Origin of the sequence: Corynebacterium aurimucosum (assembly GCF_046895345.1) — a bacterium.
Lineage (GTDB): Bacteria > Actinomycetota > Actinomycetes > Mycobacteriales > Mycobacteriaceae > Corynebacterium > Corynebacterium aurimucosum_G.
On sequence record NZ_CP160096.1, the window covers coordinates 596,477 to 610,761 of the forward strand.

General features: G+C 60.7%; 15 protein-coding genes and 1 pseudogene. 10 read left to right on the plus strand and 6 right to left on the minus strand.

Annotated features, from left to right (window positions below):
• The first annotated feature begins 85 nt into the window (after positions 1-85).
• Positions 86-922 (plus strand): PspA/IM30 family protein, encoded by an 837-nt coding sequence (locus tag ABZS45_RS02935; protein WP_070446724.1) that lies wholly within the window; start codon positions 86-88, stop codon positions 920-922.
• Positions 923-925: 3 nt separating this feature from the next.
• Here the strand turns inward: ABZS45_RS02935 and ABZS45_RS02940 are convergent, their stop codons facing one another.
• The 3 genes from ABZS45_RS02940 to ABZS45_RS02950 are packed head-to-tail and all read right to left on the minus strand — an operon-like array spanning position 926 to position 2,814.
• On the minus strand, positions 926-1,540 hold the full coding sequence (locus tag ABZS45_RS02940; RefSeq protein ID WP_070446725.1) for an energy-coupling factor transporter transmembrane component T family protein: 615 nt from the start codon (positions 1,538-1,540) through the stop codon (positions 926-928).
• Between the two features lie 3 nt (positions 1,541-1,543).
• Positions 1,544-2,236 (minus strand): energy-coupling factor ABC transporter ATP-binding protein, encoded by a 693-nt coding sequence (locus ABZS45_RS02945; protein WP_070446726.1) that lies wholly within the window; start codon positions 2,234-2,236, stop codon positions 1,544-1,546.
• A gap of 5 nt (positions 2,237-2,241) precedes the next feature.
• On the minus strand, positions 2,242-2,814 hold the full coding sequence (locus ABZS45_RS02950; RefSeq protein WP_070711323.1) for a biotin transporter BioY: 573 nt from the start codon (positions 2,812-2,814) through the stop codon (positions 2,242-2,244).
• A gap of 111 nt (positions 2,815-2,925) precedes the next feature.
• Here ABZS45_RS02950 and ABZS45_RS02955 point away from each other — a divergent pair, with 111 nt between their 5' ends.
• The 6 genes and pseudogenes from ABZS45_RS02955 (at position 2,926) to ABZS45_RS02980 (ending at position 8,786) form a co-directional block, all read left to right on the plus strand.
• Entirely contained in the window at positions 2,926-3,447 is a 522-nt protein-coding gene (locus tag ABZS45_RS02955; RefSeq protein ID WP_412100577.1) for a hypothetical protein, read from the plus strand.
• Between the two features lie 267 nt (positions 3,448-3,714).
• Positions 3,715-4,848, plus strand: coding sequence for a recombinase RecA (gene recA / locus ABZS45_RS02960; RefSeq protein WP_412100578.1), 1,134 nt, complete (start codon positions 3,715-3,717; stop codon positions 4,846-4,848).
• 9 nt (positions 4,849-4,857) lie between these two features.
• A complete protein-coding gene (gene recX / locus ABZS45_RS02965) occupies positions 4,858-5,457 on the plus strand; it encodes a recombination regulator RecX (protein ID WP_412100579.1) in 600 nt (199 codons plus the stop codon).
• An 8-nt stretch (positions 5,458-5,465) separates the two neighbouring features.
• Positions 5,466-7,016, plus strand: a complete 1,551-nt coding sequence (miaB, locus tag ABZS45_RS02970) for a tRNA (N6-isopentenyl adenosine(37)-C2)-methylthiotransferase MiaB (protein WP_412100580.1) — start codon at positions 5,466-5,468, stop codon at positions 7,014-7,016.
• Positions 7,017-7,037: 21 nt separating this feature from the next.
• On the plus strand, positions 7,038-7,670 hold the full coding sequence (locus ABZS45_RS02975) for a hypothetical protein (RefSeq protein WP_412100581.1): 633 nt from the start codon (positions 7,038-7,040) through the stop codon (positions 7,668-7,670).
• A 28-nt stretch (positions 7,671-7,698) separates the two neighbouring features.
• Positions 7,699-8,786, plus strand: a pseudogene (locus ABZS45_RS02980) (alkene reductase).
• Here ABZS45_RS02980 and ABZS45_RS02985 read toward each other — a convergent pair.
• Together ABZS45_RS02985 and ABZS45_RS02990 are read right to left on the minus strand one after the other, a co-directional pair.
• Positions 8,768-9,844 (minus strand): GNAT family N-acetyltransferase, encoded by a 1,077-nt coding sequence (locus ABZS45_RS02985; protein ID WP_412100582.1) that lies wholly within the window; start codon positions 9,842-9,844, stop codon positions 8,768-8,770. The pseudogene ABZS45_RS02980 and the gene ABZS45_RS02985 sit on opposite strands and share 19 nt — an antisense overlap.
• Positions 9,845-9,859: 15 nt before the next feature.
• Positions 9,860-11,176, minus strand: a complete 1,317-nt coding sequence (locus ABZS45_RS02990) for a DUF349 domain-containing protein (protein ID WP_412100583.1) — start codon at positions 11,174-11,176, stop codon at positions 9,860-9,862.
• Between the two features lie 131 nt (positions 11,177-11,307).
• Here ABZS45_RS02990 and ABZS45_RS02995 point away from each other — a divergent pair, with 131 nt between their 5' ends.
• Genes ABZS45_RS02995 through dapF form a run of 3 tightly spaced genes read left to right on the plus strand, consistent with a single transcriptional unit; the run spans position 11,308 to position 13,714 of the window.
• Positions 11,308-11,940 (plus strand): hypothetical protein, encoded by a 633-nt coding sequence (locus ABZS45_RS02995; protein ID WP_070644956.1) that lies wholly within the window; start codon positions 11,308-11,310, stop codon positions 11,938-11,940.
• A complete protein-coding gene (gene miaA / locus ABZS45_RS03000) occupies positions 11,940-12,866 on the plus strand; it encodes a tRNA (adenosine(37)-N6)-dimethylallyltransferase MiaA (RefSeq protein ID WP_070446946.1) in 927 nt (308 codons plus the stop codon). The genes ABZS45_RS02995 and miaA overlap by 1 nt, the downstream gene beginning before the upstream one ends.
• A gap of 11 nt (positions 12,867-12,877) precedes the next feature.
• Positions 12,878-13,714 carry a diaminopimelate epimerase gene (dapF, locus tag ABZS45_RS03005; RefSeq protein WP_070446736.1) on the plus strand — a complete coding sequence of 279 codons (837 nt, stop codon included), beginning with the start codon at positions 12,878-12,880 and terminating at the stop codon, positions 13,712-13,714.
• An 18-nt stretch (positions 13,715-13,732) separates the two neighbouring features.
• Here the strand turns inward: dapF and ABZS45_RS03010 are convergent, their stop codons facing one another.
• The gene (locus ABZS45_RS03010; protein ID WP_070446737.1) at positions 13,733-14,266 is read right to left on the minus strand and encodes a hypothetical protein; all 534 of its coding nucleotides are present in this window, start codon (positions 14,264-14,266) and stop codon (positions 13,733-13,735) included.
• Positions 14,267-14,285: the final 19 nt, after the last annotated feature.

Sequence of the window (14,285 nt, forward strand, 5' to 3'; positions counted from 1 at the left end):
TGCTTCGCTAATATTAGGCAGGCAGAGAATACTCTGATTACCCATTTATCCACACAACGAACTGCTGAGAAAGGCACCTTCTGTTATGGCGAATCCATTCGTAAAGGCCTGGAAGTACTTGATGGCTCTCTTTGACTCGAAGATCGAAGAGAACGCTGATCCGAAGGTGCAGATCGAGCAGGCGATCGAGGACGCGCAGCGCCAGCACCAGGAGCTATCCCAGCAGGCCGCTGCGGTGATTGGTAATCAGCGTCAGCTGGAGATGCAGCTCAACCGTCGTCTTAGTGAGATTGAAAAGCTGCAGCAAAACACCCGCAACGCTCTCAGCTTGGCGGACAAGGCCCGTGCTGAGGGTGACGTGCAGAAGGCTACCGAGTATGAGAACGCAGCGGAAGCCTTTGCCGCCCAGCTGGTAACCGCGGAGGAGTCTGTTGAAGACACCAAGAAGCTGCATGATCAGGCACTGCAGCAGGCGGAGCAGGCTAAGAAGGCCGTCGAGCGCAATGGCATGGCTTTGCGTGAGAAGGTTAACGAGCGCTCGAAGTTGCTGTCCCAGCTCGAGCAGGCCAAGATGCAGGAGAAGGTCTCCGACTCCCTTAACTCGATGAACGAGCTTACCGCGAATGGCAACACGCCTTCCCTAGATGCCGTGCGCGATAAGATTGAGCGCCGCTACTCCAAGGCTTTGGGTCAGGCGGAGCTCGCGGAGAACTCTGTGTCGAACCGAATGCATGAGATTGAGCAGGCCGGTGTGCAGCTGGCTGGCCACTCCCGTCTTGAGCAGATTCGCGCCGAGATGAACAATCCGAAGGCTGTAGAGGGCAACTCCCAGCAGGCAATCGGTTCGGCTGAAGCTAAGGCTCAGCCGAACGTGCAGGATGATGCCGTCCAGGCTCGCCTGCGTGAGCTGCGCGGTGAATAAAGTTTAGTCTCCGACGCCGCGCGCTTGCAGGGCCTCGCCCATGGCGCGTGCGCGACGGATCGAGCGAATGATAACCGGGGTGCCAAAGGCGGTTAGTGATGCCGTGGCACCCCGGGCTTTTCGTGCGTCCAGCACCTCGACGACCGTTCCTAGCATCAGGGGAAGTAAACGAATGGTCAGGGACATCGCTAGCGTGATGTTCTCAACGGGGACCCCGAGGCGCCCCAGAGGAGCCAGGGCGCGATCCAGGGAGTCCATCATCTCCGAGACCTTTGTGGTGAGTGTTAGCAGCACCGCCGCGCTAATGGCGGCGTAGATGGTGAGGAACATGATGGCAGCCGCCGTCAGGTCTTTCTGCCACCACTGGAACGCGGCGAGCGCGAGGAGAAGGTAGAGCGGCGGTGCGAGTTGGCCAAACGCAACGCGGAAAGGAACTCGGGCAATGGGGAAGAGGCCAAGGGGGAGAGCCAGGCTCACCGCCGCCCAAGGGATCGTGTGCACCGCCAGCGATGTTACGAGAATGAAGGCGATGAGTAGTAGGAACTTCACCGCGGCGGGGATGCGGTGAATGATGGTATCGGCGTCGACATAGAAGCCGAGTGGGATGTTCTTGGGCATGAGTTAGAGTGGGCGGGATTCCATAAGGTTCGTGTAGAAGGGGATGACCTCCTCGGGTGCTCCATCGGCAACGACGCTGTGGTTGTCTATGCACAGAACGCGATCGAAATCGGAGAGGAAGTCTAGATCGTGAGTGACGACGATGAGCTGTTGTTCCAGACGTGCGAACTCGCGGCGAATGCGGTCGCGGTTGCGCAGGTCGAGCAGGGTGGTTGGCTCGTCAGCGATGATGATGGTCGGTTCGATGACCAGTACTGAGGCCAGTGCAAGGAGCTGTTTCTGCCCACCTGAGAGCGTGTGCGGAGACTGCTCTGCCAAGGGGCCTAGGCCGAAGCGTTCGAGGGCGGCGTCGACACGCTTGGTACGTTCTTCCCGAGACAATTTGAGACGACGCAGGGAGAACTCCACGTCATCGCGTACCTGCGGCATGACGATCTGGTTCTCGGCATCAGAAAAGACGAAACCCACGCGGCGTCGGATTTCCTTGCCGTGCTTGGCGACGTCCAGGTTGTCCACCACCACCTGACCGCTGGTGGGGTCACCGAGTCCGTTGATGAGCCGAACGAGCGTGGACTTGCCGCCACCATTGGCACCGATAATGCCGATGCGCTGTTCGCTCAAGCAAAGTGAAATGTCTTTGAGTACGGGGGTTTCGTCGAAGGCGACGGAAACATTGCGGAAATCGATCTGCGGCACGGGAGCTACTTCGCTTGAGCGCGTCGACCCATCAGATCGGGGAATGCTGCATGAACACCGACCGCGATAATGACCATGACGGCGACCTTGATGAGATCGGGGATGATGAATGGGCCTTGGGCAATGATGGCAGCCCCGAAGGACATGTCAGAGCGGAACACTAGGCCCAGGCTTCCACAGAAATATTGCACAGCTAAGCCAACAAGACCAGCAATGGCGAGGATGGCGGTCATGCCTCCCTTGCCGCGCGGCGCCCGGTAGGCGATAAGACCGGTGATGGCCGGAGCGACCACATATCCAACGAGGTAGCCCACCGTGGGGCCGGCGATAGCACTTAACGCGCTGCGCCCGCCAGCCAGGATGGGAAGACCAACGAGGCCGAGAGCTATGAAAAGCAGGCCCACGAAGAGGCCGCGCCGGCCGCCGAGAACCAGGCCGGCCAGGATGATAACGGCATTTTGGAGAACGATGGGCACACCCGCGGTGGGGGTGGGGATGGAGACGAAAGCAAAGACTATGATGAGCGCGGTGAAGACCGCGACGTACGCGATGTCAGCCGCGACGGAATTCTTTTTCATGGGCCAAAGTTTATCCAGCGGGGTAACGGTGCAGCAAATGAGCCCTTTTGAACACCGTTCAAGCATGGGCTTTGGATCCCACGATCACCCCGAACGGGGTACCCTCGGGGCATGGCAGATAGGCAGGGGCAAGCACGGTTTAACGATGTGATGCACCTAAGCGTGCGCGGGGGTGCAATGGCGCTTCTCTCCGGCTTGGTCATAGGTGGTCTGACTGGATGTTCGTTGATGAATTCCGCGAATGTCATTGAAAATATCGATAGGGCAGCCGGGGTGAAGGAGGGGGATCCTGGCAGCGTGGACATGCAGATCGGTGACATCTTTGATTCCGAGTATGAACGGGTGATCTTAATTTGCCCCGGTGCTTCCGAAAAAGATGTCCTAACGGCGAGCGAAGGTACCTGGCAGGGCGGTAGTGATGAGGGCGATGAGTGGGTGTCGCCTGCTGCGGGGCAGGTTGAGCTCTACCGGGATGTGCAAAGGCCCGGGTATTCCTCATTCATGAGCAGTAGGGCTGACCTTGACGAGCTAGACATGTGTGGTCAACTAGGGGAGGAGGTGGCCGTTCTTCCAGCTTCTGAGAAAGTGACTTTCTCTCGGCAGGAGCAGGGTGGCCCGTGGGTGCTCCAGTAACGGACTTGGCGCCCTGGACACGCGTCACGGCAGAATGGCCAATCGAACACTTGTGTGTGTATTGTGGGGACGTGGTCCGGTGAGCGCGTTAGGGTGCTTTCGTGGCTTGTGGTGAGGGTGAAAGGCTAATTGAGTCAAAGCCTGGGAACCAAAGTCACGAGGCGGCAGTCTAACTAGGTGCCACCTTTAATTAACACTCAAGCATTAACACGCACGTATTAACGAGCAAGAATGCACAACAACTGACGCACGATAGTGAGGAAATGAATGGCTACGAAGAAGAAGTCCTCGACGGCGAACAAGGGCGATGATCGTCAAAAGGCCCTTGATGCCGCAATGGCGATGATTGAGAAGGATTTTGGTAAGGGCGCCGTCATGCGTTTGGGCGATGATGACCGCCCGCCAATCCAAGCCATTTCCTCCGGCAACACAGCTATCGATATCGCATTAGGCGTCGGCGGTTTCCCGCGTGGGCGTATCGTGGAGATTTATGGCCCGGAATCCTCGGGTAAGACCACCGTTGCGCTGCACGCCATTGCATCGGCGCAGAAAACTGGTGGCATCGCCGCATTTATCGATGCTGAGCACGCTCTCGACCCGGAGTATGCGCGCCTACTCGGCGTGGATACGGACAACCTGTTGGTTTCCCAGCCAGATACCGGTGAGCAAGCTTTGGAAATCGCCGATATGCTGGTGCGTTCCGGTGCCATTGACATCATTGTCATTGACTCGGTCGCGGCGCTGACACCGAAGGCTGAGATTGAGGGTGAGATGGGAGATAGCCACGTTGGCCTTCAGGCGCGCCTCATGTCCCAAGCGCTGCGCAAGATGACCGGTGCTCTGTACAACTCGGGCACCACCGCCATCTTCATCAACCAGCTGCGTGAAAAGATCGGCGTAATGTTTGGCTCGCCGGAAACCACGACGGGTGGTAAGGCGCTGAAGTTTTACGCCTCGGTGCGTTGCGATATTCGCCGAATCCAGACCCTGAAGGATGGTCAGGATGCCATTGGTAACCGCACCAAGCTCAAGGTTGTGAAGAACAAGGTTTCCCCGCCGTTCAAGATCGCTGAGTTCGACATCATGTACGGCGAGGGCATTTCGCGCGAGTCTTCCATCATTGACTTGGGCGTCGAACACGGCTTCATCAAGAAGTCTGGCTCGTGGTTTACCTATGAGGGCGACCAGCTGGGCCAAGGCAAGGAAAAGGCCCGTAACTTCCTCAAGGACAATCCCGATCTCGCTGATGAGATTGAAAAGAAGATCTTCGTCAAACTCGGCGTTGGTGCCGCCGCTGCCGAAGCGGGCGAGGATATAGCGATGGACGTGCCGGGCGCGGACGATCCGCTGACGGATGAGGCTGTGGATCTTGTACCGAACGTCGATTTCGACGACGACTAATCGGAATCAATGCCACAACCTTTACCAGAGAAACTCGAAAAGCTGCGTCGCGCTCTCGAAGCCTACGAGTCGGGTGACGCCGGCGGGCAACTCATTGACGCGGAAGCCGAAGCGGCGAAGGCACCCGTGCGTTCCCGTGCGCTAGGTCTACTGGATCAGCGGGCGCGTTCCCGCAAGGAGCTGCGTGACCGGCTCGTCGCTGCGGACTTTGAGCCAGAGGTCGTTGACACTGTCGTCGATGACTTAGCAGGGGCAGGGCTTGTTGATGATGAAGCCTTTGCCAAGGAGTGGGTGCGTCAGCGTCACGCCCGGCGAGGAAAATCGGCCCGGGCCCTCAACCTCGAATTGAAGGAGAAGGGCGTCGAGGCTGCCGACCGTGCCATAGCTTTAGAGCAGATCACTGAAGAATCTGAAGAGGCTGTCGCCCGCCAGGTAGCTGAAAAGAAGGTGCGAACCCTCAAGAGGGTTCCCGCTGACCGGCATGAGAGGGACAAGTTCTTGCGTCGCATCGTTGGCACGCTCGCGCGGCGCGGCTATAACCAGGAACTCGTTATGCGTATCTCCATTGAGGTCTTGGACGCACGCATTGCCGAACTTAAGGCATTATGAGTAGTCGGATGGGCCAGTTAGAATGTCCCCCCGTGAACTCCCCCGTAATTAATTCCCAGCCCCGCACCTATGAGGTGCGGACTTTCGGCTGCCAAATGAACGTTCATGACTCAGAGCGCATCTCCGGCCTGCTTGAGGAAGCCGGCTATTCGGCGGCACCGGAGGGCACTGAGCCTGACCTCATCGTTTTCAATACTTGCGCCGTGCGCGAGAACGCCGATAAGCGCCTGTACGGCACGTTGGGTGCGTTAAAGAAGACGAAGGAAAACCACCCGGGCATGCAAATCGCGGTGGGTGGCTGCTTGGCGCAGAAGGATAAGGACACAGTCCTTGACCATGCGCCGTGGGTAGACGCTGTTTTCGGAACCCACAACATGGCTGCCCTGCCGGCATTGCTGGAGCGTGCCCGCCACAACGATGAGGCCCAGGTCGAGATCGTCGACGCCCTGGAGGCCTTCCCGTCCGTGCTGCCGGCAAAGCGCGAATCCGCTTATGCCGGGTGGGTATCGGTATCCGTAGGCTGCAATAACACCTGTACCTTCTGCATTGTTCCCTCGTTGCGCGGCAAGGAAGAGGACCGCCGCCCAGGCGATATCCTCGCAGAGGTTCAAGCACTGGTGGACCAGGGCGTGTCCGAGGTGACCTTGTTGGGGCAAAACGTCAACGCCTATGGTGTCAACTTCGCCGACCCGGATCTGCCGCGGGACCGCTTCGCTTTCTCCAAGCTGCTGCGGGAAGTAGGCAAGATTGAGGGCCTTGAGCGCCTCCGCTTTACCTCCCCACACCCTGCCGAGTTCACGTCCGATGTCATCGATGCCATGGCGGAGACCCCAGCGGTGTGCCCACAGCTGCACATGCCGCTTCAGTCTGGTTCGGACAAGGTGCTCAAGGACATGCGCCGTTCCTATCGCACGAAGAAGTTCCTGGGCATTCTCGATGAAGTGCGAGAGAAGATGCCGCATGCTGCCATTACGACGGATATCATTGTGGGCTTCCCTGGCGAGACAGAGGAAGACTTCGAGGCCACTCTAGAGGTGGTGCGCCGAGCTCGCTTCGCGTCCGCCTTTACCTTCCAGTACTCGCCGCGCCCAGGCACCCCGGCTGCGGAAATGGAGAATCAGATACCGAAAGAGGTCGTGCAGGAGCGCTTCGAGCGCTTGGTAGCGCTGCAAGACTCCATCCAGGCTGAGGAAAACGCGAAGCTCGTCGGTTCCGATGTGGAGCTTCTGGTTCAGGCGGAAGGTGGCCGTAAGTCCGCCGAGACTCACCGCCTTACCGGCCGCGCCCGCGATGGTCGCCTCGTTCACTTCGCTCCCGTCGATCCTGTGGGCAAGGACTTTTCCGCGGAGATTCGTCCCGGTGATGTCGTGCACACCACCGTGACGGGTGCGGGCTCCTTCTTCCTGGTTGCTGACTCCGGCGTCAGCGAGCACCGCCGCACGAAGGCCGGCGATATGTCGGCGGCAGGGCAGACACCTACGACGGCTCCGATTGGGGTGGGGCTGGGGCTGCCGGGCGTCGGCAAGCCCAGCGCGCCGGCTGATTCCTGCGGCTGTTAGAAGAGAGTAGGCTCCGGTCCTATGGGTGATGACTTGAAGCAGGTGCGCGACGCCGTCGCGGCAGAGAAGCGTGCAGCGAGAACCATTGAACTAGGAAAGCACAAATACGCGCTCATCGTATCCGTCCTGGCGTGGGTAGCGTACCTGGTGCTTCCTTATGCTGGCGAGGCTCGCGGATGGGAAGCGCTCTTCGTCGGAGGAACCGTCGAGGGAGTCCGGATCTCGCTTATGGAGACCGTCAGCGCCTGGCTAGCGTTGGGTGGCGTGGGTATTCTGACCACGGCCACACTCCTCACGCGGCGGACATCTGTGGCTCTCACCGCATGGATGATGGTGACCATCTCCTTTTTCGTCAACTTATGGGGCTTCTGGTACCGCGGCGGCGCCGCTGAGGGTGCTTCCATCGGCATGTACGTGGGTGCTGTCTCGACGTTGGTGGCCTTTCTTGTGTACTGCCAAGTTGCGTTGCGCCGCAGCCCTGAGCAGCTAGCCGCCGCTGAGCGTGTCCGTGAAGTCTCGGGGCAGCTTGACCACGTGGGTGTCTTGCAAAACGAAGCCGCGACTGAGCTGCCAGCGGAGCAGAACCCGCTGCTTATCGACGACCGCCGCTCACGCGCCGCCTCACGCCACCGCCGTCAGCAGGACGAGGAATAAGCGCTATGAGATTCGTGTTGTGGAGTGCATGACTACACTCTTCGACTCACTTGAATTGGGACGACTAACCCTGCCAAACCGCGTGACCATGGCAGCTTTGACCCGCTCACGAGCAGGCCGTGACGGTGTCCCCACACATGTGCACGAGACGTACTACACGCAGCGCGCTTCCATGGGCCTTATCGTGACAGAGGGCGTATTCCCCTCGGTGACGAGCCGCGCCTTTCCTGGCCAGCCCGGTGTCGAAACTCCAGAGCAGATTGCCGGGTGGCGTCGCGTGACGGAGTCCGTCCATGAGGCCGGCGGACGCATTTTCATGCAGGTAATGAATGGCGGGCGCCTGTCTCATGTCAGTCTCCTCGAAGGGGCACAGCCGGTAGCGCCCTCCGCAGTGGCCTCTGGGACTGCGGTCAGAGATTTTGAGTCCCGCAAAGAGTGCCCGGTTCCCCGAGCCCTCGACGTTGAAGAGCTACCTCGCATCATCGGAGAGTTCCGTCAGGCCGCTCGCAACGCCATCGACGCAGGGATGGATGGCGTAGAGATCCATGGCGCCAATGGCTACCTTCTGCATCAATTCCTTTCCCCGAGCTCCAATCACCGAGAGGATGCTTATGGTGGAAGCCCAGAGAATCGCTATCGCCTCGTGGAGGAAATCCTCCGTACTGTGGCCGATGAGATCGGTGCAGACCGTCTCGCACTGCGGCTGTCGCCACAACACAATATTCAGGGCATCGAGGAAACTGACGCCGCGGATGTGCTTGCCACGTATGGAGGGCTGCTCCGTGCAAGTGAAGACCTCGGTCTGGCCTATGTTTCCTTCCTCCACGCAGAGCCTACCGGTGAGCTCATTACTGAGCTGAGCACCCTTGCACGCGCTAACGGGCGCACCCGCGTCATCCTGAATTCGGGATTTGGCCAGGTCACCCAGCGCGCCGAAGCCGAGGAGCTGGTTCAGCATGGTGATGCGGTGGCCGTGGGCCGCTTGGCCATCTCGAACCGGACCTCGTTCGCCGCTGGCAGGAGCAGCTTCCAATCACCGCGCCGGACGAAGGAACGTTTTACACAGGTGGGGAGCGCGGCTACACCGATTATCCGCTCTACACGGTGAGCTCGTAGGCGCTGCTGGCGGAGATGATATGCGCGCCGAGGCGCGCATAGAGCGCATTCATCGCTGGATCAGCTTGGGCCACAGAACAGTACGCCCGGCGAACGGTGGGCCAGTGGTGTGTCACCGCGTACTGAGCATGCTGCTTGGCGCGCGTGGCCAGTCCGCGCCGGCGGTAGACGCGGTCGGTGACTGTGAGAGTCCACTCGCACACTTCGGGGTCTGCATCGCCGTGGCGCGACAGCTCCGTGAGTGCGACAACTCGACCGCGCTCGAGAATGCCGACGAGCAACGTGTGAGCCTTCCGGGAGCGTAGCCGGGCGTAAGCTTCGTTGAGGCGTTGCCGCGTCCACACGATGGGCTCAACGCTCAAGTCACCGTACACGGCGTCGGCGGAGGCAATGGTGAGCAAGCGGAGGACATCATCCAGAAGCTCTTTCGGGATGTCATAGTCCGGCCACACTTGCGCACCGAGCACCGGGGCAGTGGGCTGGATGTCGACGTACATCTGACGCTCGGCGTGCTTCTGGCGAAACCCCAGTTCGAGGTAGGCCTGCGACATCGGATCGTAGGTATGGTCCGCGTCCGGCGGATACAGCATGCCAACCTGGGCATTCTTGCGGCCCAGTTGGCGGGTAAGCCGGAGTGCCTCGCGGGCGAGGGCTCGCGTAACGTCGAGAGCCTCTGGCTCTAGTTCCTCCCCAGGCAAGGGCAAGAGATCCGCGGCGAGAACGCATTCGATATCGGCGTTGTCCGTTTCCTCCAAGAGAGGAAGTGAGATATGGATGAAACCGTCGAAGTCGATTTCTGGACTGGGCTCGGCTGCCGAAATGACCGGCAGCCCGAGCTTTCCAACAGTCCCTATCGCGGTGGAAGTGAGACCGAAAAGGTAGGTCACGGACTCTGCGGAGCCTTGCAAGCGCTGGAGCACGCGGCGTGGAGAGCCACTGGCCGCGGGATCACCGCTGGCTTCCTGTGCGGCGAGGTTAGCGTCGAAGACAAAGCTGCGGAGGCAATCCGCCGGCTCAGCGTGTGCCGAGCCCGGCGGGGCGACTATCTGAACGAACACTCAGACTGGGAGCCGCTACTTATCGTTGACAGCAGCCGCAGCGGCATCCGCGAACTCCTGCCATTGCTGCGCCTGGGCGCGCAGTTCCTCTGCCTTTTTGGCATTGCCCTTGGCGTCTGCGGCCTCCGCCTGTGCAGTGAATTCATCCACCTTGGCTTGGAACTGGGCCACGCGGGCTTGGGCCTCTGGGTCCGTCCGGCGCCATTGTGAATCCTCGGCGTCGCTCACGCGCTTTTCCAAAGCCGAGATCTTAGACTCGTATTCGCGCACCTGCTTGCGCGGGACGAAACCAATCTCTTCCCACTTTTCCTGCAGCTCCCGCAGCTTGGCCTTTGCAGCGTCGATGGACTTGGATGGATCAATCTGGGAGTCATATTCCGCAATGAGCGCGTCTTTGGCGGCGGCGTTTTCTGCGAATTGCTTATCCCGTTCGTCGTTGACCGCGTTGCGGGCGTTGAAGAAGTGGTCCTGCGCGGCACGGAAGCGGGCCCAGAGTTTATCGTCGATCTCGCGGGGAGCGCGGCCAGCGGCCTTCCACTCCGTCATGAGGTCACGGTAAGCACGCGCCGTTTCACCCCAGTTGGTGGATTCCTTAATAGCCTCCGCGCGCTCCACTAGCTCTTCCTTCTTGGCGCGGGCTGCAGCGCGGTTGCGATCGAGCTCGGCGAAATGCGAGCCCCGACGACGGTTAAAGGAATCGCGGGCGCGGGAATAGCGCTTCCACAGTGCATCATCCGTCTGACGGTCGATGCCACGAATCTGCTTCCACTCCTCGAGGATGGCGCGAATGCGGTCGCCGGCGGCCTTCCACTCCGTCGAGTTGGCGGCGATGTCCTCGGCCTCGGCCGCCAGCTTTTCCTTCTTGGCGATTGCCTCTTCGCGGCGGCGAGCCTTGTTAGCCTGCGCCTGCTCGCCGGCCTCCACGGAATGCTCAATGACGGTGTTCAGGCGCTTGTCCAAGGCGGCAATATCACCAATCACTGCCTGCGTGGGCAGGGAGTCCCGGAGCTCTGCCGCGGTTGATTTGATCGACGCTGCATCGTCCGGATGCGCCTGCAGGCGGGATTCCAGCAGCTCGATTTCGGTAGACAGATCGTCGTAGCGGGCGCCAAAGTGCGCCAAGCCTTCTTCTGGGGTGCCTGCCTGCCATTCGCCGATTTTGCGTTCACCTTCGGGCGACTTCACAAAGACCGAACCATCAGCATCAACGCGGCCCCATTTAGCGGGATCATTCTTTGCCGGCTGCACCGGTCGTGCGGCGGGGGCGGAAGCCGACGGGCCGGGACGAGCGCCCTTGCGGGGCATGGCTCCAGGAGAAGGAATAGCGGACATGGTAGGAAACCACCTTCGGTACTATCGCGCCGCGCGACACGGCTGCCAAAACTTATGTGACACAACACTACCGTTTCCGCCGTGCAGCCGCGTGTTAACCCCGAAAAACAAACCTTATAGGATGGGAGTTGATGCAGAATCTCATGGTTATGCCAGCCTCCCCGGCTCTGGCGGAAGAACTCTCTCCCGGCGATGACGCTTCGCGCGCGCTGCTCGGCGCGGCCTGCGAGCTCGCTCGCGATGCCGCACGCATAAGCGGCGGAGGCCCTCTCAAGGTAGATATCGTGGGATCGCGTGATACTCGGTGGCGCACCGAGCATACGGGAAGCTTGCGAGCATGGGGAGCGCCGCAGGTCGACGTCGGCGGAGGCAACTTTCTGCCAGAAATCATGGCCCGCTACGTGCTTTGTCGCGCGCTTGCCCACACACCCGATGAACCAGGCTTCGTGGTGGAGGATTCCCGCGCTGAACTCGGTGAGGTCCGTCCCGCCCGCCTGACCGTTGTCTGTGTTGATGGCTCAGCAGGCCTGACCAAACGCGCGCCACTAGCCCTCGTCGACGGCGCACGGGATGCCCACTTGTGGTGCGAAAGCGTTCTTGCCGGCGGGGAAGCACACTGCGACGAGGCACGTCTGCGGTCCGCAGGTGTGCTCGAGACGAACCTCTGGGCACAGCTGGCAGGCGTGCACCCACGGCACGCGGAGCTTCGGGCAGCGGATTCAACCCTCGGGGTAGGGCGCTATGTGGCGGGGTGGCAGTGCTGATGACTCATACTCACCCGCACGCGCCAACCCCCATTGCAGTGGTCGGCCCGACGGCCTCCGGAAAGTCGGCTCTCGGCGTAGCTCTTGCACACGAGCTTGATGGGGAAGTTGTCAACGTTGATTCGATGCAGCTCTACCGTGGCATGGACATCGGCACCGCCAAGCTAACGATGGAGGAACGCGAAGGTATCCCACACCATCAGCTCGATGTGTGGGACGTGACGGAAACGGCGTCGGTAGCACGCTATCAGTCCGCTGCCATCGCGGATATCGAGAGTATTCGAGCGCGTGGCAAGACTCCGATCTTGGTGGGCGGCTCCATGCTTTATGTCCAATCACTCGTGGATGATTGGCAATTCCCGCCCACTGATCCGCAGGTGCGCGCTCGCTGGGAAGCCCGGCGCCAAGAGATTGGTACCGATGCCTTGCACGCAGAGCTTGCCAGCGTGGACCCGGCAGCCGCGGCCATCATTGAAGATAAGGACCCGCGCCGTACCGTGCGCGCGCTGGAAGTCATCGAGCTTACAGGCAAGCCTTTCAAAGCCAGCCAGCCACCGAAGAACGCCCCGCCCCGGTGGGGCACGAGAATCCTCGGGTTGCGCACGGAAGCCAGCTGGTTGAACCCGCGCATCGAGCTGCGTAGCCGCCTCATGTTCGACAAGGGGCTGGTGGAGGAAGTGGAGAGCCTCCAAATCCGCGGCTTGAAGGCTGAGTCCACAGCCGGGCGGGCGATTGGCTATGCCCAAGTTCTCCAAGCACAGCGCGGAGAGCTGACATGGGAGGAGGCAGTGGAGCGCACTATCACCGGAACCCGCCGCTATGTGCGCCGCCAGCGCGCCTGGTTCAACCGCGATAAACGGATCCACTGGTTGGATGCCGCGGCTGACACGACCACGCAGGCTTTGCGTGTCCTCGAAGGGCGTTAGACTCTACAGCTATGAACTTTGCTAAAGGCCACGGAACTGAGAACGATTTCGTTATTGTGGAGGGAACCGAGCCGCTACCGCCGGAAAAGGTGGCGGCACTGTGTGACCGTCGAGCCGGAATCGGCGCCGACGGTGTACTGCGCGTCATCCGCGCTGGTGAACTGCTCGCTTCTGGAGAAATCGATGAGCTCGCGCCGGGTATTAACGCCGATGACTGGTTCATGGACTACCGCAACGCGGATGGCTCCGTGGCGGAAATGTGTGGCAACGGCACCCGCGTCTTCGCGCATTGGGTCCGTTCCCGTGGGTTGGTGGAAGAAGACACCTTCACCGTGGGCACGCGCGCCGGCGCCAAGCAGGTTACCGTGCACTCTTTCAGCGAGACTGAGGCCGAAGTTAGCGTGGAGATGGGACCAGCACAGGTGCTCGGTGTCTCCACGGCTGCGATGGCGGGGGAGAGCTTCGCCGGGCTAGGAGTGGACGTGGGAAACCCCCATTTGGCGGCTGTAATCCCGGGGCTTAGCGCAGAGGCCTTGGCTGGAAAGCGCCTTGAGCAGCCTGTCTTTGACACTGATTTTTTCCCGGCAGGCGTCAACGTAGAGCTGGTGACACCTTTGCGCGATGGTGTGATTCACATGCGCGTCTTCGAGCGCGGCTCGGGTGAGACTCGCTCGTGCGGCACCGGAACGGTGGCGGCAGCGTGCGCCGCGCTTGCCGATGCCTCCCAGGTCACCGGCCACGTCCGCGTCATTGTTCCGGGCGGCGAGGTAGAGGTGGACATCACCGAAGACGGCTCCACGCTGACGGGGCCTTCGCGCATCGTGGCAACTGGTGAAACTTCACTATAGGGCTTTTCGGGACGGCGTTTAGCGTCCGTCCTCTTTTTTGTAGTTGGTGCCCAAGGCCAAGGCGGCGCGGCGGGCCGCGAGCCAGGCTTCTTTGAGTTCTGCGGCGCGCTCGTCGGCCACTTTAAGCAGGGATTCCAGCTCACTGGTTTCAACGTGCGGTGAGTTCACCCGCGCATCGAGGCGGCGTAAGAAGCGTTGCGCACCATGCATCTCGTAGTGGAACGCTTCGATGACGGGGTTTGCGCAGTCGACGTCGACAAGCGCGGGGCGGTGCAATGTTCGGTCGGCTAAGGACTCCGCGTCATCGCTCGTAGCAAACGTGGCATAGTCCTCGAGGACACCCGTGATGTCCTCCACCGTGAGCGCAATGGAAGCCCGCAGTGCCGCATGCTCCGAGGCGTTGGGGCGGGCATCGGCGAAAAGCCACAGCGCGCCGCAGACGAAAGCAGCGAGGATGACTCCCGGCAGCTTCAGCGTCACAATCAACACCGCAGCGGTAACTGCGGCGAGAAGCAGCGCTAGACCGCGACGCTGAGATGCGGAAAAAATCATGGTGACAACTCTCCGAGAC